Raw genomic sequence first — 18,669 nt, forward strand, 5'->3', positions numbered from 1 at the left:
TCAGCCGCCGTTGGACTGCCGCACCCCCTCGGCCGGCGCGTCGAAGGCGTACAGGTAGCCCCCGTCCGGTCCGCTGACGGTCATGTAGGCCCGGGTCCCGCCAGGAGTGATGGCCACGTTGGTCGCCGACTCCAGCCCTTCGGCGGCGCGGGCCGGAACCTCGACGGTCGCCAGTCGTTCGCCGTTCTTGCTGTAGATCGCCATCGCGGGCCGGCCGTGCAGCCCCTGGTACAGGTTGCCGTCCGCATCCACGGCGATCGAGTCGGTCTGCGCGACACCGCCGTCGATCCGCAGGGCGGTGTGCCGTGAGGCCACCGAGCCCTCTGCGTCCAGGAGGAGGTAGGAGACGCGGTTCTGCGTCAGCTCGCTGAACCACAGCCCACGGTAGTCCGCGTCGAAGGAGATCCCGTTCGGAGCGGCGAGGCCGTCGACCAGCACGGTGGCGTCCTTCCCGTCGCGGTCGATCCGCACCACGCGCCCTCTCGCCTCCCCTTCGGACATGCCGCGTGAGTCGCTGACGTACAGGTTCCCCTCCTGGTCGAAGGCGAGGTCGTCGGGGTTCATCCGCGCGCCGTCGACCTCGCCGGAGAAGAACGTCCGCGGATCGCTGCCGTCGGGGGCCAGGCTCACGATGTCGCCGTGCGCGAAGTCGGTCAGGTAGATCCGTCCGTCGTACGGGCTGAACTGGGCCGAGGTGTAGGCGCCGCGATCGTCGGTGTGCACCGGTTCCGAGGTCTTCTTCCGGACGTCGACGCGCAGCACCTTCGGCGCGCCGGCCGGCGCGGTGACGTCGACGACGAGCAGCCTGCCGTCCTCGTCGAAGACCGGACCCTCCAGCAAGGTCATCCCGGTCTCCTGGTGCGCCTGCGTCAGCCGCATGACCTGCTGCGCGCGGATGGTCCGGTCCGCCCGGGGGCCACCCGGGTCCGACGTGGACCCGCTCGTCTGCGTACCGCAGCCCGCGAGGGCCAGCACACCGATCGTGGTGAGCCCGGCGAGAGGCCGGATCGGGAGTCGTCGCATGCGAATCACTCTTCCTGTCCGAAAGTATGCGGAAGCAATCACAAGCCAACCGGACAACAGTGTCCGGTTGTTGTTACGGTAGTGCATGGCTGCTCAAGTCCTCTGACTCCGCGCCAAGTTCATGGACGAGGCGTGCCCCGGCAGCAAATCGGAAGGAACGAGGTCCCTCCACATGGAACGTTCACAGGTGCTCTCCGACGACGCGCTCGCCGAACTGCGGGAGCGTTACCGGATCGAACGGGAGCGACGTGTGCGCCCCGACGGCGTACGGCAGTACCTCGGCACCGACGCCGAGTTCGGCTACTACGCCGCCGACCCGTACGCGGGAGAGACCACCGAGCGCGAACCGGCGCGGGACCGGGTGGACGTCGCGGTCGTCGGCGGCGGATTCGGCGGCATCCTCGCAGGGGCTCGCCTGCGCCGGCGGGGCATCGAACACATCCGGGTCATCGAGAAGGGAGGCGACTTCGGGGGCACCTGGTACTGGAACCGCTATCCGGGCATCCACTGCGACATCGACGCGCACGTGTACCTGCCGATGCTCGACGAGACCGGCTATGTACCGGAGTGGAAGTACGCGCCCGGTGAGGAAATCCGCCGCCACGCGGTGCGGATCGCCGAGAAGTTCGACCTCTACGCGGACGCCCTGTTCTCCACCGCCGTGACCTCCCTGACCTGGGACGACACAAGCGGGGCGTGGATCGTGACGACCGACCGGGGCGACGAGTTCCGGGCCACGTACGTCATCACCGCCACCGGCACCCTGACCGAACCGAAACTGCCCGGCATCCCCGGCATCGAGACGTTCAAGGGCCACACCTTCCACACGTCACGCTGGGACTACGGCTACACCGGCGGCACCCCAGACGGTGGCCTGACCGGCCTCGCGGACAAGCGCGTCGGCGTCGTGGGAACCGGCGCCACCGGCGTCCAAGTCGTCCCGAAGCTCGCCGAGGACGCCGGACACCTCTACGTCTTCCAGCGCACCCCCTCGTCCGTGGACGTGCGCGCCAACCGCCGTACCACCGCCCGCGACGTCGGCGCCGACCATCACGGCTGGGCCCGCGAGCGCCGCGACAACTTCCTGCGCATCGTCTCCGGCGAGAGCGTCGAGGAAGACCTCGTGGCGGACCGGTGGACCTCGTCGGCCGGGCTGCTGGAGAAGCTCCTGCCGAGTTTCCGGCGGCAGGGCGACCGCGCGGCCTTCGAGGCGGCCTACGAGGTCGCGGACGCCGTCAAGATGAACGAGATCCGCGCCCGCGTCGACGCGCTCGTCACCGACCCGGACACCGCGGAAAAACTCAAGCCCTGGTACCGCTACGCGTGCAAGCGTCCCACCTTCTCCGACCTGTACCTCCAGGCGTTCAACCGGGACAACGTCACCCTCGTCGACACCGCCGACACCCACGGCATCGAGCGCATGACCGAGCACGGCGTCGTGGTCGGCGACACCGAGTACCGGCTCGACTGCCTGATCTTCGCCACCGGGTTCTCCATCGGGGTGTCCGGCATCCACTCGGGCCGACTGCCCGTACACGGCCGGGGCGGCACCCGGCTGCAGGACACGTGGGCCGCGCAAGGGCCGCGCACCCTGCACGGCTTCACCAGCAACGGCTTCCCCAACCTCATCCAGCTGGGCGGGGTGCAGAGCGCCTCCAGCGTCAACTTCACCCACGTCCTGGACGAACACGCCGTCCACGCCGCGGAGCTCGTCGCGGCCGCCGAGGCGAAGGGCGCCCTGATCGAACCGTCCCGCGAGGCCGAGGACGCCTGGCTCGCCGTCCTGGCCGAGGACGCTCCCGACCACGCGTGGTTCCACGCCGAGTGCACCCCCGGCTACTACAACGGCGAAGGACGCGGCCGACCGAATAGCCCCATCGCCTACCCCCACGGCGCGTTCGCCTTCCACCGGCTCCTCGCGCGGTGGCGCGAGGAGTCCCTGGAGGAGATCCTCCGGCCGGTGCGTCCGGTCCAGTAGCGCTTCGTTGGGTTCCGGGTCCGGCTCTGCCGGTGGCGGACGGGCGGCCGCAGATGGTGCAGGTGCCGATTCGGCATTTCGGCAGGTCCTGCAGGACGTCGAGGACCTGGTGGAGGGTCACGGCCCCGGCATCCGGGCTTTCGGGTCGAACCGCATGAGGGCGGGGAAGGCTCGAGCAGCGGTGCCGTGGTGGTACCGCTGCGCCAGGGTGCGGCCCTGGAAGTGGTCCAGGCCCAGGCCGTGCGGGAGTTCGCGGTAGCCGTGATCGATCCGCCGGCGCGCCTTCGCCATCGCACCGGGTCGGCGACCGGGGCGGTGGCGGGCAGGTTGGTCATCCGGTGGCCGGTCCGCCCGTCGGCTTCTTCGGCCGTTCGGCCAGAAGAGTCCGCAGCGGCAGCACACCGCCCCATCGGCCGCGTCCGCCGGCCCGTTCCTGAACCGTGCGGCAGGTTTCCCTGCCCGACGGCCGTCCGGCATCACACCCCGCAGACAGCACTCGCCCCGGAGCCGATCCCCCGGCCTCATACCGGAAAAGCTCCCCACCACCAGGCGAGATCACCCCATGTGACGACGCATTGCCAAGGCCTGTCGTCCGGACCAGCCCGGTTGTAAGGCGCGGCGCCTTCCGACCGCGCGTCCCCCGACACCAGGACGGTCCGAACGTCAGGTCCCGGCCGGCGGGGGGTGGGGTCAGACGGCGGACCAACCGTCGTCGACGGGCAGGATCGCGCCGTTGACGTTGCTCGCGGCGTCCGAGGCGAGGAACAGGATCGCCGCCGCCTGCTCCTCCGGCCGCGACACCCGGCCGAGGTTGACGAAGTGCGGGCCGAGCGCCGCCGGACCGTGCGCGGCCGCGTCGGCGTCCACGGTGATGGCGGTCGCGGTACCGCCGGGGCAGACGGCGTTCGCGCGGATGCCGTTCTTCCGGTACATCACCGCGAGGGACTTCGTCAGACCGACCACACCATGCTTGGAGGCCGTGTACGCGGCCCCCGCCGCGCTGCCGCGCAGGGCAGCCTCAGACGCGGTGTTGACAACGGTGCCGCGGCCCGCGGCCAGCATGTGCGGCAGCACGGCGCGGGTGAGGAGGAAGGGCGCGGTCAGGTTGACGCGGAGGACCCGCTCCCACTCGGCGTCGCTCACGTCGGCGAGGGCCGACATGCTGTCCATGATCCCGGCGTTGTTCACCAGGACGTCCACGCCACCGAACCGCTCCACGGCCGTCGCCGTCACCCGGTCCGCGACGGCCTGCTCGCTCAGGTCGCCCGTGACGGCCACGGCGGTGCCGCCCGCCGCCTCGATCTCCGTGACGACCGCATCGGCCCCCTCGGCGTTGAGGTCGGCGACCACGACGCGGTCGCCCTGCGCTGCGAAGGCGAGCGCGGCCGCACGGCCGATGCCCGATCCCGCCCCGGTGACGATCACGCTGCGTCCGTTCACACCGTCGGTCATGAAGTACTCCGTCCAGACAAGGGCCGACGCGGCGCGCTCTGTTCACTCCTGTCGTACCGCGCCGGCACTCTACAACTTTATGTCTCTGAGTGACACAAAGAGGTGAGCGAGAATACCCGGGACACCGCTGACCGGCACCGGAGGGGAGGCGCGGATGACCGCAGCCCGCGGACGGACGGGACGGCCACCGTTGACCGAGGAACGCAAGGCCGCCATCCGGCTGGAGATCGCTCATGCCGCGGTCGGCCTGTTCATCGCGCAGGGTGTCGCCGCCACCACGGGCGAACAGATCGGGCAGGCCGTGGGCGTCTCGGCGCGGACGGTCTGGCGCTACTTCCCCTCCAAAGAGAGCTGCGTACGGCCGCTGTTCTCGACCGGGATCGACGCGATCGCCGACGCGCTGCGTCGCTGGCCCGCCGACCGGCCCCTCGAGGAGGCGCTCGACCACCTGTGGACCACCGATGCGGTCCTGCCCAGCCCGGACATCGGCGCCCTGCTGCGGCTGACCCGGACCGAGCCCGGCCTGCGCGCGGTCTGGCTCCAGACCCACGACGAGGCGGAACCCGCCTTCGCCCGCGCCCTCGCCGAACGGGCCGGCCTCCCCGCCGACGACCTGCGGCCGACCGTCCGGGCCGCCCTGCTCAACGCCGCCCTGCGCTCGGCCGTGGAACACCACGCCTGGCACACGGCCGACCCGACGACCGCCCGGGCCGACCTGGAGGCCACCCTGCGCACCGCCCTGGCCATCGCGGCGACGGGCCTCATCTGAACCGCGCTCACTCAGGGGAGTCGGCCAAGGCACAGCGGTCCGCCCCGTGGCCGAAGCAGAACCGCAGGGTTACCCGCGGGGCGTCGAAACACCGGCAGGCAGGGGCGGGCCCGTCCGTGCCGGCTGCGGATGCGGTGCTTGGCGGCGTCTGCGCCGCGGCCTTCGCCGCGGTGGCGGCGCGCCGCTGCCCACGACGGCTGCGGTGGCGGCGACTGGGGCTCGTCCGGCCGATCATGTGACCGCTCCGCGTCCGGGGCGAGGAGATCACCGACGTCTTCGGCGAGGATGTCGCGTGACGGTACGGCCACCGGCGCCGGCGCGCGGCCAGGTGTGGCGGGTGCCGTGGGCGACCGGGACCCGGGCGGTGCCGACCGTGGAGTCCGACGCCGTGATCGGGGCCCTGCCCGCAAGCGTCGTCGCGATGGTGACCCACGAGACCGGCGGGGCGCCGGACATCGTCGCCACCGACCCGTCACCGACCCCGTGCACGGCGTGGCCGTGGCGGCGGTCAGGCCGGGCAGGAGGCGGCGGACACCACCAGGTCCATGCGAATGCTGCGCGGCAGCCCGTCGCACACGCCTCGTCCCCCCTCCCCCGAAAACCGCCGACAGACGACTCCACCGTCAATCAACGCACACCCACGTACCACTCCCCCACGACAGTCTCGTGTCGACGCTCGCCGTGATCGAGACGGCGGTCGCCGGATTCGTCGAGGCCCTGTGCGAAGCAGCCCACGACCATCTCACCGAGGATGGACATGGCCACCCCATCGACCTGATGGGGCACGAACCCGTCAGGAGTGACCGCTCCCCCGTCCTGGCCGCCGAGCACAGGCGCGGCCGGCAGCAGGAGGGACGACTTGGCCTGCTCCCGGCAGGGGCCACCCCCGGCGTGCACCGCAATGGGATGCGCGCCGACGGATGGCCCCGTGGTGCTCCCGTCAGAGTGTGCCGGGATCAGCAGTGAATGTAGATGCTTCGCCAGCCGACGGGCGCGGGGCTCGACGAGTCGCCCCGGAAGGTGTAGTGCGGACTTCCCTGACAGTTACGGGTGTTGAACATGCTCGCGTCCTGGCCCGTGTGGTCGAACCTGTAGGAGCCGCGGTGGTTGAGGCTGAGGTTGCTGCAGCCACACCTGGTGACCTCCGAGCTGGTGCCGGTGTAGTGCGCACCGGACCAGCCCCGGAAGCTGCTCGCGAAGGCCGCTCCCGTACTCATCACCAGGACAGCGGCCGTCACGGCCGCGGTAACGGTGGTACGTACGGTGTGCTGGTGGCGCATGAACCCTCCTTCAAGAAGAATGGACACTCTCCGGATTCATTAACCTACACAGAGTGACTATTCGTAAGGGCGGGCGGAAGCGCGTCCGGTGCGCGCACAGGCCCGCGCACTCCCGCTGTTCCGGCCCTCGGCACGCGGCCGCACTGCTGGCGCTCGCGCTGCCGGGACCGGCCTCCATGTACCAGGGTGAGGAACTCGGCCTGCCCGACGCCGGGTTCCTCACGGGACCGACTCCAGGGCCCCATGTACTTCCGCCCGGGCGGCACGGACCCCGGCCGCGACGGCTGCCGGGCAGGTGTCCTGCGCCGCCGCGCGGCCGAACTCGCCCGCAGGATCCCCGCAGGGGACGGCACCGCTTCACTGCTCGCCCACCTCGGCCCACGGAGCCTCGGGGAAGCCGCGTCGCCGTGCTGCTGTGCCAAGCGGCCCGAGGTTCTCTGCCGCATCCGGTACTGCCGAAAAGCACGGACAATCCGAACACGCCCGCGCCCCTGGCCGCCTCCCGAGACCGTGAGCGAACGCTGCCCGCGGTCGTGAACGCAGCCAGTCGTTGTCACCGGCGAAGTCGAATGAGCGGGCGGACGGGAGCAATCGAAGCGTTCCGGTTGTCCTGATCCGCCGTCCCGCGGACCCGAAAACTCCGGCACCCACGGATCGATGCGCCGTATAGTCGTCCGAACTCACAGGGGCGGGAGGCGACAGACGGTGAAACTTGCCGAGGCACTGGCGGAACGTGCGGACGCGACGCGACGCGTGGAGCAGTTGCGGGCACGCATCGCCGGCAGCGCGCGGTACCAGGAAGGGGAGACACCCGCCGAGGACGCGGCCCGGTTGTTGGCCGAGGCCGGTGAGGTGCTGGACACCCTGGAGACGCTGATCGGGCGGATCAACCGGACCAACGCCGCGGTGAGGGTGGGCTCGGACGGCACGCTCACCGACGCGCTCGCGCGCCGGGACGTCCTGCGACTGCGCCACTCGGTGATCACCGCGGCGGCGGATGCGGCAGCGGGGGCGGGCGAACGGGGATACGGCCGGCAGCTCCGGTCCGAGCTGGTGATGCTCCCCGCGCTTCCGGTCGCGGAGCTACGTGGTCAGGCGGATCTGCTCGCACGGGAGATCCGTGAGATCGACATGCGGATCCAGCGCGCGAACTGGGAGGTCGATCTGCTGGACTGAGCACTCCCGGCAACCGAGGACGATGTGGAGCAGGTAGCCGTTTCGGAGGCGTGCACACACCGAGGACCGGCGGTCTTCCGGTCCACTCCTGGCGCGTGAAGAGCAACGCGGGGGTTCGACTCCCCATCGACAGCGCAGCTCAGCATGGCGCACAGGTAACGGTGCACCTCGCACAGCACATCACCACGTGCAGATCCGGGGCGGTGAGGGCGGGCTCGGGGTTTCCACGTCACGGCGGGCCGGAGCGCACCGGACGGTGCCGTCCGGCGGGCCCGTCGAGACCGAGTTCGCGGCTCCGCGCCGCTTCGCGCTCAACGGCGCCGACACCACCGCAGCCACGACGCGCGGAGTCCCGCCTCGCCACCCACGTCCGCCGACGCAGTCCCCTGTCGCCATCGGCCGCCAACAGCTCGCTGTGACTGCCCGGTTCGGTGACGGCGGTCACGGGGGCGAGGAGGACCCGCTTGCGAAGCGGCCGCAGCCTACCCGCCCGAGCACCTGACGCTTGAGCATCTCGATCCGGCCGACGTGCTCTCGGCGACGACCGCGTCGTGGTCTCGGCCGATGCCTGCCGCGAGAGGGTGGAGGCGGGGCAGGGCGGCCTGCCCCGCCACGCGACGGGGTGTCACGCGGGCGCCCTCGGAGCGGGCCCGCTGTCGTCGATCGCGGACGCGGACCCGAGCGCGCCCCGATGCCGTGATCAGCAGGGCCCTTCCGGAACGGTCCACTGCTGATCGAACCGGCGTCGGGTCTCGTCGTCGGCCGGCAGGAACGTCTCCAGATGCAGCCCTTCCAGGGCGGCATCGGTGGCGGTGCTGAGGGTGGCGGAGGTGCTGAAGAAGCGGAACGGGGTGCCGTCGACATCGATTTCGAGGGTGATCACCGGCCCTGTGAGGGGTGTGGCGGCATCGGGTTCGCCGAGATATCCGGCGATCTCCGCGGCGAGTTCGTGGTGGCGCCGGTCATGGGTGCGCTCGGCGCGGTGACTCACCTGCTGCAGCAGATGGCCGCCCCACTCCGCGAGATTGCCGATCCGGCGGGCCAGCCCGTCCGGGTGCAGGCAGACGCGGACCACATTGATCGGCGGCTCCAGCAACTCCGGCGCGCAACCGTTCAGCAGCCGGTCAACGGCGGCGTTGGCGTCGACCACGTCCCAGTGGTCGTCCAACAACAGGGCGGGGTACGGCATGTGGGCGTCGAGGAGTCGGCGCAGACCGTCCATCACCACCGCGATCGACGCGTCGTCCAATCGGTGGTCTCGATAGCGCGGTGCGTAGCCGGCGGCCAGCAGCAGGCGGTTGCGATCCCGCAGCGGCACATCCAGGGTGTCGAAGAGGTGCATGAGCATCTCCGGTGTCGGGTGTGCCTTGCCGGTCTCCACCCGGCTGAGGTGCCGGGTGGAGACCCGTGACCGGTTGGACAGCTCCTGCTGGCTGAACCGGCGCCGTTCCCGCCAGACCCGCAACAGCGCACCGACCGACGGGGGTTCGACCGCAACGCTCATGCCCATGAGTCTACGAACCCGTGCCCGAGCGGCCATGACCTGTGAGGTCATGGAGCGGACGACCGGCCCCGCGCCAGGATCTCGGACATCAGCCGATCGAGACGAACGGGAGAGAAAGATCATGGAGGATGTCGTTCGACAGTACCTGGCCACCTGGAACGCGACCGGTGACGAGCGGGCGACGTTGCTCTCCGCGCACTGGTCGCCCGACGTCACCTACACCGATCCGATGGCCGAGGTCTCCGGCCACGAGGGGATCTCATCGATCGTCGACGGCGTCCAGGCGCAGTTTCCGGGATCCGTGTTCACCCGGGTCGGTGAGGCCGACGCCCACCACCGTCAGGTGCGATTCCGCTGGGGACTGGGCCCGGAGGGAGCCGAGCCGCTGGTGATCGGATTCGACGTCCTGGTGCTGGACGAGTCGGGCCGGATTCAGGACGTACGCGGTTTCCTGGACAAGGTGCCGGCGTGACGGTGCCGCGCGCGTACGCGGTCGGCTGCCCGGGGAACGTCGGGGTCGGCCTCGGCACCGGGCTCGTGGGGCTGCGGGACGAGCGCAACCGCCATTCGGGTGAACGGCCGATAAGCGCGTTGCGCGCCAGGTCACCCGGGTCACAGCAGCGACGGGCAACGGCCGGCAAAGAGGCGTGCGGTCAACCGGGATCGGTCGATCGGCGTCCGATCGGGGGAGCAATGGAGCGCGACGAGCCGCTTCGGTACCGGATCGTCCTGGTCGACCGGGGGCATCGACGACGACCTCGCTCATCGCGTTACCGCGGAGGTGCTCCTGCCGGCGGACGAGAGCCTGGCGGACATCACCATGTACATCGATTCCGTGGGCGGACCACTCCCCCTCGGCAGAGGCCCTTTCCGATTCCCCGAACCTGCTGACGGTGGAACGGGCGCGCCCTTACGCTCTTACAGCGTGGAGCCGGAGACACGACACATGGCCGCGGAGGTCCTGGGAGACATCCCGGCCTGGCGGCTGAAGCAGGAGAACTGGAACGCGGTCGGGCACGGCTTGGAGGCCATGCGGCGTGCGCTTGCGGCCGGAGACGCCGCCGGTCTGCGGCGTGCCGTCGCGGATGTGGAGATGGCGGGACCGTACCGCATCGTCGGTTTGGAGGACGCCGATCTGCTGCCGCTGCCCAAAGAGTGTCGGGAACGGATCAACGAACTGGTCCACGTTCTGAATTCGGCGGATCCGACGGACCGTGCGGGTGGGTGGACCACTCCCAGCGGCGACAGTGCGAGCAGCGGTGCTGCGGGCTGAGGCCCTGGGCGTTCACCTGTTCGTCCTCACTGGCGGAGCGCACCGGGACAGTGCCCTCGCCCTGTTGGCAGAGGTGTGGAACAAGTGCGGCACCGTGCTGGGGATGACGGAGCCGGTGGAGCGGACCGGAGTCGCGATGCAGCCGCAGGGCGGCTGGGAGCCGTTCCTCGGTGCCACTGCCACCAGGACGGCGGGACTGCTCGCGGCCAGGAAGCGGCCGGGAACGGGAGTTCGGCAGGCGGCCCTGCGGCGGGAGCACGACGTGCTGTGCCTGTCGGTCATGCTGGCTCCGCCCCCTGAGGAAGGCCTGGGCTGGAGGGATCTGGACGCGCAGTGGTCGACGGTCCTGCCGGCCGGGAACGTCCTGGAAGGACAACCACGAGGCAGGGGTGTACTGGGAGTGGCGAGGCTGTACCTCGCGCGGCTCGCCGAACCGGGAGTCCGGCCCACACCGGAGCCGGACCGTCCGCTGGTTGCGGCAGTACGGGCCCGGACACCGGCCGATCCCGCCGCGCCCGACGGATGGCCGTACGGAGGCGTCACCGTCTCCCAGGGCTTCGCGGTGTGGGAGGCGTCCGCCGCCCGGGACGCGCGTCCGGAACGGCGGCTGGTGGTGGTCGCCGCCCACGACCATGACCGGGAACTGACGGCCTGGACCTGGACGACCCGGGCGCACGGGCTGCCGCCCCTGGGAAGATACCTACTGCACGCCGCCAGGCTCCGCTATCAACTGCGCGTCTGGTCCGCGGCCGGGAGCGCTGGACGACTGCGCGACGCCGCGGACACAGCCGTCACCGAACTGTTGGAACAGACCACTGCTCCACACGGTCCCGGCCGCGAGGCGGACCTGCTCTGGGCCACCCGCGCCCTGGTCGGCCTCCAGGCCCGGGAACGAGGCCTGGTCGACCGCTCGACCCGCAGCCGCGAGATGGCTCGCACCGTGGAGATCGCCGCCGCCAACCTCGCCGCCCTCAGCGGTCCCTTACCCGGCGATTCCCCCAGCGGGCCGTTCGTCGACGACCGCGCACTGGCGGAGTGGTTCGGCAGGCGCCTGGACGACGAGGCCACCTACCTGGAGGCCGCCCTGCGCCGCTGCGAACAGGTGGGCGCGTTCGCCGACCAGCTGCTCCAGCGCGCCCGGCAGCGCCGCCAGGAGACGGTCAACCTCGGCCTCACGGGTGCCGTCGGAGCGGTTCTGATGAGCCTCACCGCCATCCAGGCCCTGCAGTACACCGTCCCGCTCCCCGGTCCGGTCAAGCCCGCCGTTGTCACGGTCCTGGGCGCTCTCGCCCTGCTCGTCTCCCTCGTGGTGCTGCGCGCGGTGTCGCCTGAGCGACGCTGGACGGCGGTACTGGTCCGGTTCGGCGCGGCGGCGGTGGGCGCGTCCCTCGCCTGGGTGACGGTGTCCGCTGCCGGGGGCGGCTTGGGAGCGGGCTGGACGTGGACGGGCGCGGCGGCCGGGGCCATCGCCGGGCTCGCCGCCGCCGGCGCGGCAGCACGCAGGGGCGGGCGGGAATGAGGACCGGCGCCACAACAGAAGAGACGGAACCGGGGGAAGGCCACCGATGAGCTACAGCGTTTCGTGGAACAGCGACGACCGGTCGAGGTGGTCCGGACACGGCGGGCATCGGCCGTTCCGGCAGTCGGAGCGGCCGCCCGAGCGCCGGCGCCCCGATCGTCGGACTGCCGCCACCGCGCTGATCGCCCGGGAGCTCTTCCGGCGGGGCATGGCCGAACACGCCCGTTTCAAGGACACCGGTGAAAGCCGCCACCTCGACACGTGCATCGCCCTGCTCGGCCGGGCCGTCTCCCGTTCCCTGCCCGGTGATCCCACTCTGATCGCCTCCTCGAACAACCTGGGGGTGGCCCTGTTCGACCGGTACAAGCTCGGGCAGAGGGGAGCCGGGGCGGGGCCCGACCCCGGCGATCTCGACCAAGCCCTTGAACACCTTCTGCGCGCCTATCGGAGCTCGCCGCCCGGCAGTCCCACCCGCGCACGGGCCACGAGCACTCTCTTCGACGCCTACCAAGCCCGCCTGGCCCGGTCCGAGCCCTTGTCCGGCGAGCTCGAACGCCGCCTGCCCTCCTTCAAGTCACTGCGCCGGGAGGTGAGCCGCACTCCGGGCATCGCCGTTCAGGTGCGGCTGCGGACAGCCTATGAGAGCGGGCGCTCGGCAGCCGACGGACAAGGACCGGCAGCCGGGTACCGGGACCTGGCCACCGCCGTCGAACTGCTGCCCAGGGCACTGTGGGGCGCCCGTGAGGAGATGCTGGGGGTACTCGCCGACCACCCCAGGCTGGCCTCGGAGGCAGCGGCATGCGCCCTCGACGCAGGTGACACCACCCGCGCCGTGGAGCTCCTGGAACGCGGACGCGCCATCTTGTGGATGCAGCACACGAACCCTCGGCCCCTCCGCGAGGAACTGCAGGAAGAACAGCCCCGACTGGCCCGGCGGATGGACCGGGTGTACGCCATGTTGGAGCCGCGGATCCATACCCCCGCAGGCTCCGCACGCTCGCGCGTCGTCCCGCGAGACGTCCGGATGGAAGGACTGGCCGGAGACGGCAACCCGGTCGTCCGCGCCTACCACCGGCTGAACGCCGGCCTGCGCGGCGGGACGGCGGGCGATCCCCCGCTCGGCGACTTCGAGCAGCAGTGGGAGGAACTGGTCCGGAGGACCCGGCTCGACGCCCCCGTCCTCACGGAACCGAACTACGAAACCGACCTCAAACCCGCCGCGGACGAGGGTCCCGTCGTCTACGTCAACGTCAGCCCGTGGCACTGCGACGCGCTGATCGCCCGCCGAGACCGCGCCGAGCCCGTGCGCCTCCCACTCCCCGACCTGACCGCCGAGGACTGCCGCGACCGGGCCGAACGGTACATGGCCGCGATGACCGAACTCACCGGCACGGAACGGGAGGAGGCCGTCCGGGACGTGCTGGACTGGCTCTGGCGCACCGTCGCGGGGCCCGTCCTGAACGCCCTGGAGCTGTCGTCCGGCACCTCACGCATGTGGTGGGTGCCCACCGGTCCCCTCACCACCCTGCCGCTGCACGCAGCGGCACCTCAGGGCTCAGCGGACGGCGTTTCCGTGCTCGATCTGACCGTCTCCTCCTACACGCCCACCATGCACCGCCTCGTCACCGCCCGGGAGGCCCGCGACGACCCGCGCGGAGCCCCCGCCCGCCATCGCCGTCTCCTTCTCGTCGCCCCGGACACCGAACGCCTTCCGGCCACCGCCCGCGTCCATGCACGGCTGCGCAGCCTCCTCCCGCCGGACGGCCTCACCGTCCTCGCCGGTCCCGAGGCCTGCCACGACCGGGTCGGCGCCGCACTCCGGGAACACGTGTGGGCCCACTTCGACTGCCACGCCGTACAGGATCCGGACGACCCGCTCCAGAGCCACCTCTCGCTCCATGACCGCCCGCTGACCGTCTCCGACCTGGCGGACCTGCCCACGGCGCGGGCCGAGTTCGGCTTTCTCGCCGCGTGCGCCACCGCCGCCGGCGGCACCCTCGTCCTCGACGAGTGGGTCAGTCTCACCGCCGCCCTGATGTACTCCGATTTCCAGACCGTTGTCGGCACCCTGTGGCCCGTTCCCGACACGCCCACCGCACGCGTCGCCCGAGACGTCTACGAGCAGTTGCTCAACGGTCCCGGCCAGTCCCAGCTCACCCACACCAGCAGTGCCCTTGCCCTTCGCAACGCACTTGTCGCGGAGCGCGCCCGCCGTCCCGACCACCCCAGCGCCTGGGTGTCGTTCGTGCACTACGGCATCTGAGGCCCCCTCGTGGTCGACCGCGGCTGCCGTGCGAAACGCCCCGCCGCAGGGGCCCGGGGCGGGGTCCGCCCATCGGACGGTCCACAGTCGGCGGTGACGCCGGGTGACCGTTCATGATCATGGTGGCGTGCTGGATGAGGTTTCCCCGTGCTCTCGGACACGTCGTCGTTACGCCGCGAGGGCCTGATCCTGCCGGTGGCGCAGGCGCGTCTCGGGGGTGTGAGGCAGCCCCAGTGGACGTGTTCGCGTGGGCGGCGTCTGTTGTGGAAGGTCTTGATGAAGTCGAACGGGTCGGCGCGGGCGGTCGCGCGATCGGGCCGGATGGTGGTGTCGGGGAGCCCCCGCGAAGCGGCCGGATTCTCCCGGAGAAACCCCGTGGCGTGCCGCCGCGCCGAGCCGTGAAGGACGGCCGGGACGTCGAACGAGGAAAGGTGTTCCATGGAGCCTGGGCAGGACTGAACGGAGGCGTATCGGCGGGCCGCCGACCACGTGGCCGCCGCGCTGGTCTCCCTGCGGGACAACGTGCTGCTACGGGAGCCGCTGCGCCGCGAGCACCTCAATCCGCGGCTGCTCGGTCACCGGGGCTCGTGTCCGGGCATCACCCTGGTGTACGCGGCGCTCAACACGCTGGTCGGGAAGCGCGACGCCGACGTACCGCTGATCACCGCCCCGGGCACGGCGCTCCGGCCAACCACGCCAACCCGTGGCTGGAGGGCACGCACGAGCACTACGACCCGGCGCTGACGCGCGACGAGAGCGGCCTACGGGAACCGGCGCGCCGCTACTGCGCATCCGACGGCTTCCTCGGCCACCTCTCCCCGGCCGCCCCCGGCACCATCCACGAGGGCGGGGAGCTCGGCTACGCCCTGTCGACCGCGTTCGGCGCCGCCTTCGACGCCCCGGACCGGCTGGTGGCCTGCATCGTCGGAGACGGGAAGGCCGAGACGGGCCCGACCGCCCACGCCGTGCCGCACCACAGCCCTCATGAACTCTCCTCCTCGTCCATGGGCCCGCTCGTGTACGTCCGAACGGGTCGCGGGCGCCCGGGGCGGCACCGGCGAAACAACCGCGTGTGCCACCGCGAACCGGTCCGGCACCTCCGCACCGTCCGCTCCGCGGCGGAAGGACGTCCTTCGCCCGCACCCCGCCGAGACACGGGGAGGGAGTTACGCCGCCCGCTCCGCGGGGTACCGCGAAGCGGGCACCGCGCGGGGCGGCCCGCAGGTCCCGCCTCGCCCCTTCGCACGACCAGAGAGGGCAGAGCGATGGCACGCGCCGACGGTTCCCGGAGCGGCACGGCGGCGGCGGGAGAGGCACGGGCGACACGGGAGATACGGGAGGAAGCCCTGCCGCTGACCGGACCGGACTCCCTCGACCCCCTACTGGATCGGATCGCCGACGCCCGCTACGTGGCCGTCGGCGAGGCCTCCCACGGCACCGCGGAGTTCTACCGGTGGCGGGCGGAGCTGACCCGCCGGCTGATCGTGGAGAAGGGCTTCTCGCTGGTGGCCGTGGAGGGCGACTGGCCCGACTGCCAGGCACTGCACCACTGCGTCACCGGCGCCCCCGGCAGCCCGGAGGACCCCGGGGAGGTGCTGGACGGCTTCGGACGCTGGCCGCGGTGGATGTGGGCCAACACCGAGGTTCTGAGGTTCGCCCGGTGGCTGCGCGACCACAACCTCGCCCTGCCCGCCGGGGAGCGCGTCGGCTTCTTCGGACTCGACGTCTACAGCCTGTGGGAGTCGCTGCACGCCGTATTGGACCACGTGCGCGAGCACGACCCCGACCAGGTGGAACAGGCCCTCGCCGCCTGCCACTGCTTCGAACCGTACGCCCGGGATCCGCAGTCGTACGCGCTGGCCACCCGGCTGGTGCCCGCCGGGTGCCAGGCGGAGGTGGCCTCCTTGCTGATCGGACTGCGGGAGCGGGCCGGCCGGAGGCCGAAGGTCGGTGTCGACGGCGGCCGGGCGGCGGAGTTCACCGCCCGGCAGAACGCCGAGGTCCTGGCGGGGGCGGAGCGCTACTACCGGGCGATGGTGCGCGGCGGCCCGGAGTCGTGGAACATCCGCGACCACCACATGGCCGACACCCTCGACCGGCTCACGGCCCACCACGGACCGGGGACCAAGGCCGTGGTCTGGGAACACAACACCCATGTCGGGGACGCCCGCGCCACCGACATGGCCGACGCGGGCATGGTCAACGTCGGGCAGTTGCTGCGCGAGCGGCACGCGACCGAGGGCGTGGTGCTGGTCGGCTTCGGCTCCCACGACGGGACGGTGGTCGCCGCACAGCAGTGGGGCCTGCCACCGGAGACGATGGAGGTGCCGCCCGCTCGGGACGGCAGCGTGGAGCACCTGCTGCACCGAGCGCTGCCCGGCGGCTCGGCCTTGTTCCTCTGGGGGGACGGGGACGGCGCCGACGCGCCCGCGTCGGCCTGGCGCCGCGAGGAGCGCGACCACCGCGCCATCGGAGTCGTCTACCGGCCACAGGCCGAACGCTGGGGCAACTACGTGCCCACCGTGCTCGCCGACCGCTACGACGCCTTCCTCTACCTGGACCGCACCCGGGCACTGGACCCCCTCCACCGCTACGAGCACGGCACGGGCGAGGAGGAGACCTACCCCACCGGCCAGTGAACCCCACGGCTGCGGGGCGACCGGCCGGCGGCGATGGCCGCAGGCGGCCCACCGTGCTCGGACACGCAGGACTCGTGATCGGCACCCTGCCGTTGAACGCGGGTCTCCGGCCGCGGACTCGCCCGCTGGTGCCACAGATGACCGGCACCCGAGCCCCCGCGCTCGGAGACGGCCCGTGGACCGCTTCCTTCCACCGGTCCGTGGACGGGCGTGGCCGCGGAGCGGGGGTGGCCGCGGAGCGGGGGTGGCGGCCGGGTGGGTCAGTCATCGGTGAGCACACGGGCCAGGGAGGCGAGGTCGTCGGCGGCCAGGGTGGGGGCGGTCATGGCAGCCGGGTAGACCGCGGCGCCGCGGCGCAGCCAGGCGGCGGCGAGGCCGGCACGGCGTGCGCCGTCGACGTCCCAGGGGTGCACCGCGACCAGCAGCGTCTCGTCCGCGGCCACTCCCAGCCGGTCGGTCGCGTACCGGTAGGCGGCGGGGGCCGGTTTCCAGGCCCGGGGGCCGCGGACGTCCAGGAGCGCCTCGAAGTGTTCGAGCAGCCCCGCGCCACCCAGCAGGCGTTCGGTCGTGGAGGCTGCTCCGTTGGTCATCGCGGCCAGCCGGTATCCGGCCTCCCGCAGGGCGCGCACTCCCTCGGGCACGTCGGAATGCACGGGAAGCGTGCCGAGCCCGGCCAGGACGTGCCGAACGGCGTCGTCGACCCCGCCCGACCGCTCGGGCAGATCGGCCAGCAGGGCGCGCAGCCCGTCGGCGGCCAGGTCGGCGAACTCGGCGAAGCCACCGGCCGCGGTGAGGGCGAAGCCGTCCCGCAGGACTCCGGCGAACCACAGCGGTGCCAGGTGTCCGGGCGCGCCGACCTCCTCGAAGCGGGCGCGCAGCGGTGCCATGTCGCTGAGGGTCTCGTTCACGTCGAAGACGATGAGACGCGGTAGAGGACGCATGGGCTCCTGCCTGCTCGTCGGGCCGTGGCCGGTCGTCGCGGGTGCGGGTCACAAGTGTCACAGTGGTGCCGTGTTTCTCCCGGCTCCCGTGTGGCTCCGCGTGGCGCGGCATATGGGCACGGCCGAACGCCTCTCGCCGGGCGGCACGTGGACGCGGTCACCCGAACGATCGAGGGCGGACGTGGCTGTGCCTCCGTCAGGCGCCTTTGGTCCGCAGGCGGTGCGAACCGCCGGGCCGTTCCCCCAAGCGCTCCGGCGGAAGACGACGGTCCAGCGGGTCGACGAGGGCACGGCGCGCTCGCCGATCGCGCGGATGCCGCGCAGCAACCGGTTGTGGGCCCGGGTGCCCGCGGCCAGGGGCGAGGCGATGACCGCCGGCCCGGATGCCGTACCGGTGGCGGCCCGGGAAGTCGGCGCGCCGGCCGTTGGTCTCGTGGTCCTCGGCGCGGAGCCGGGCGACGGCGACGTCGCGGTAGCGGGGGTTCCACAGGAGCACGGCATCGAGTACAGGACCCGGGCCGGCCGGTCCCCTGGGCGGTCTCGTTCGGATCGATCGGTCGTCGGTGCGGGTGCGCCGTCGACCGACGCGCAATGGGCGCGGATCGACCCGTGATCGTTTAAAGGGACGCATCGGCTCGGAACCCCGACGTCTCCGGTGCCGTCACGCGACACCTCACAGGGCCTGCCGCGCCGCAACCGAGGGCCCGATCCGAGTAATTCACCCGTTCGGCCGCCCTGGCCGGTCGATCACGCGCGCGGCTCGGTGGGCACACGGCAGCCGCATCGGCGCGCCACCGTCGCGCGGCAAGGACGAAACCTCCGGAGCACGGCCTTTTTTCCGCGGATGCGCCG

The 18,669-nt window shown here is 71.9% G+C and carries 15 protein-coding genes and 1 pseudogene; 10 read left to right on the forward strand and 6 right to left on the reverse strand.

The features are described 5' to 3' along the window. Positions 1-1,023 (reverse strand): SMP-30/gluconolactonase/LRE family protein, encoded by a 1,023-nt coding sequence (locus F0L17_RS00400; RefSeq protein WP_155069231.1) that lies wholly within the window; start codon positions 1,021-1,023, stop codon positions 1-3. 172 nt (positions 1,024-1,195) lie between these two features. On the opposite strand from F0L17_RS00400, the gene F0L17_RS00405 reads away from it, so the two are divergent. Then, positions 1,196-3,001 (forward strand): flavin-containing monooxygenase, encoded by a 1,806-nt coding sequence (locus F0L17_RS00405; RefSeq protein ID WP_155069232.1) that lies wholly within the window; start codon positions 1,196-1,198, stop codon positions 2,999-3,001. Positions 3,002-3,118: 117 nt separating this feature from the next. Here the strand turns inward: F0L17_RS00405 and F0L17_RS00410 are convergent, their stop codons facing one another. Together F0L17_RS00410 and F0L17_RS00415 are read right to left on the reverse strand one after the other, a co-directional pair. Then, entirely contained in the window at positions 3,119-3,292 is a 174-nt protein-coding gene (locus F0L17_RS00410; protein ID WP_155069233.1) for a hypothetical protein, read from the reverse strand. A 399-nt stretch (positions 3,293-3,691) separates the two neighbouring features. Beyond that, complete coding sequence (locus F0L17_RS00415) at positions 3,692-4,453, reverse strand: SDR family NAD(P)-dependent oxidoreductase (RefSeq protein ID WP_155069234.1); 762 nt, start codon at positions 4,451-4,453, stop codon at positions 3,692-3,694. A 154-nt stretch (positions 4,454-4,607) separates the two neighbouring features. Between F0L17_RS00415 and F0L17_RS00420 the strand changes: the two genes are divergently transcribed. Then, a complete protein-coding gene (locus F0L17_RS00420; protein ID WP_155069235.1) occupies positions 4,608-5,222 on the forward strand; it encodes a TetR/AcrR family transcriptional regulator in 615 nt (204 codons plus the stop codon). A gap of 956 nt (positions 5,223-6,178) precedes the next feature. On the opposite strand, the gene F0L17_RS00425 is transcribed toward F0L17_RS00420, so the two are convergent. Beyond that, the gene (locus F0L17_RS00425; RefSeq protein WP_162465613.1) at positions 6,179-6,460 is read right to left on the reverse strand and encodes a MiAMP1 family antimicrobial peptide; all 282 of its coding nucleotides are present in this window, start codon (positions 6,458-6,460) and stop codon (positions 6,179-6,181) included. A gap of 747 nt (positions 6,461-7,207) precedes the next feature. Here F0L17_RS00425 and F0L17_RS00430 point away from each other — a divergent pair. After that, complete coding sequence (locus F0L17_RS00430) at positions 7,208-7,678, forward strand: DIP1984 family protein (protein ID WP_162465614.1); 471 nt, start codon at positions 7,208-7,210, stop codon at positions 7,676-7,678. A gap of 700 nt (positions 7,679-8,378) precedes the next feature. Here the strand turns inward: F0L17_RS00430 and F0L17_RS00435 are convergent. Next, positions 8,379-9,182 carry a helix-turn-helix domain-containing protein gene (locus F0L17_RS00435; RefSeq protein ID WP_155069238.1) on the reverse strand — a complete coding sequence of 268 codons (804 nt, stop codon included), beginning with the start codon at positions 9,180-9,182 and terminating at the stop codon, positions 8,379-8,381. A 121-nt stretch (positions 9,183-9,303) separates the two neighbouring features. Between F0L17_RS00435 and F0L17_RS00440 the strand changes: the two genes are divergently transcribed. From F0L17_RS00440 to F0L17_RS00465, 6 genes and pseudogenes are all read left to right on the forward strand, one after another. Next, positions 9,304-9,654: a nuclear transport factor 2 family protein gene (locus F0L17_RS00440; RefSeq protein ID WP_155069239.1), complete on the forward strand. Its 351-nt coding sequence runs from the start codon at positions 9,304-9,306 to the stop codon at positions 9,652-9,654. 474 nt (positions 9,655-10,128) lie between these two features. Then, positions 10,129-10,455: a CATRA system-associated protein gene (locus tag F0L17_RS00445; RefSeq protein WP_155069240.1), complete on the forward strand. Its 327-nt coding sequence runs from the start codon at positions 10,129-10,131 to the stop codon at positions 10,453-10,455. Next, positions 10,442-11,974 carry a CATRA conflict system CASPASE/TPR repeat-associated protein gene (locus F0L17_RS00450; RefSeq protein WP_155069241.1) on the forward strand — a complete coding sequence of 511 codons (1,533 nt, stop codon included), beginning with the start codon at positions 10,442-10,444 and terminating at the stop codon, positions 11,972-11,974. Before F0L17_RS00445 ends, F0L17_RS00450 begins: the two co-directional genes overlap by 14 nt. Before the next feature lie 46 nt (positions 11,975-12,020). After that, on the forward strand, positions 12,021-14,237 hold the full coding sequence (locus F0L17_RS00455; protein WP_155069242.1) for a CHAT domain-containing protein: 2,217 nt from the start codon (positions 12,021-12,023) through the stop codon (positions 14,235-14,237). Between the two features lie 522 nt (positions 14,238-14,759). Further along, positions 14,760-15,142 (forward strand): annotated as a pseudogene (locus F0L17_RS00460) (phosphoketolase family protein); the annotation flags it as partial. Positions 15,143-15,502: 360 nt separating this feature from the next. Then, positions 15,503-16,876: an erythromycin esterase family protein gene (locus tag F0L17_RS00465; RefSeq protein ID WP_155072959.1), complete on the forward strand. Its 1,374-nt coding sequence runs from the start codon at positions 15,503-15,505 to the stop codon at positions 16,874-16,876. Between the two features lie 260 nt (positions 16,877-17,136). Here F0L17_RS00465 and F0L17_RS00470 read toward each other — a convergent pair whose 3' ends face one another. Beyond that, positions 17,137-17,817 carry a haloacid dehalogenase type II gene (locus F0L17_RS00470; protein WP_155069243.1) on the reverse strand — a complete coding sequence of 227 codons (681 nt, stop codon included), beginning with the start codon at positions 17,815-17,817 and terminating at the stop codon, positions 17,137-17,139. 313 nt (positions 17,818-18,130) lie between these two features. Between F0L17_RS00470 and F0L17_RS00475 the strand changes: the two genes are divergently transcribed. Continuing rightward, positions 18,131-18,430: a hypothetical protein gene (locus F0L17_RS00475; RefSeq protein WP_155069244.1), complete on the forward strand. Its 300-nt coding sequence runs from the start codon at positions 18,131-18,133 to the stop codon at positions 18,428-18,430. The last annotated feature ends 239 nt before the right edge of the window (positions 18,431-18,669 follow it).

Origin of the sequence: Streptomyces taklimakanensis (assembly GCF_009709575.1) — a bacterium.
Lineage (GTDB): Bacteria > Actinomycetota > Actinomycetes > Streptomycetales > Streptomycetaceae > Streptomyces > Streptomyces taklimakanensis.

Coding starts and splice junctions, on each gene's coding strand:
- F0L17_RS00400 (WP_155069231.1), bottom strand. CDS start 1,023: ATGCGACGACTCCCGATCCGGCCTCTCGCCGGGCTCACCACGATCGGT.
- F0L17_RS00405 (WP_155069232.1), top strand. CDS start 1,196: ATGGAACGTTCACAGGTGCTCTCCGACGACGCGCTCGCCGAACTGCGG.
- F0L17_RS00410 (WP_155069233.1), bottom strand. CDS start 3,292: ATGGCGAAGGCGCGCCGGCGGATCGATCACGGCTACCGCGAACTCCCG.
- F0L17_RS00415 (WP_155069234.1), bottom strand. CDS start 4,453: ATGACCGACGGTGTGAACGGACGCAGCGTGATCGTCACCGGGGCGGGA.
- F0L17_RS00420 (WP_155069235.1), top strand. CDS start 4,608: ATGACCGCAGCCCGCGGACGGACGGGACGGCCACCGTTGACCGAGGAA.
- F0L17_RS00435 (WP_155069238.1), bottom strand. CDS start 9,182: ATGAGCGTTGCGGTCGAACCCCCGTCGGTCGGTGCGCTGTTGCGGGTC.
- F0L17_RS00440 (WP_155069239.1), top strand. CDS start 9,304: ATGGAGGATGTCGTTCGACAGTACCTGGCCACCTGGAACGCGACCGGT.
- F0L17_RS00445 (WP_155069240.1), top strand. CDS start 10,129: ATGGCCGCGGAGGTCCTGGGAGACATCCCGGCCTGGCGGCTGAAGCAG.
- F0L17_RS00455 (WP_155069242.1), top strand. CDS start 12,021: ATGAGCTACAGCGTTTCGTGGAACAGCGACGACCGGTCGAGGTGGTCC.
- F0L17_RS00465 (WP_155072959.1), top strand. CDS start 15,503: ATGGCACGCGCCGACGGTTCCCGGAGCGGCACGGCGGCGGCGGGAGAG.
- F0L17_RS00470 (WP_155069243.1), bottom strand. CDS start 17,817: ATGCGTCCTCTACCGCGTCTCATCGTCTTCGACGTGAACGAGACCCTC.
- F0L17_RS00475 (WP_155069244.1), top strand. CDS start 18,131: ATGCCGCGCAGCAACCGGTTGTGGGCCCGGGTGCCCGCGGCCAGGGGC.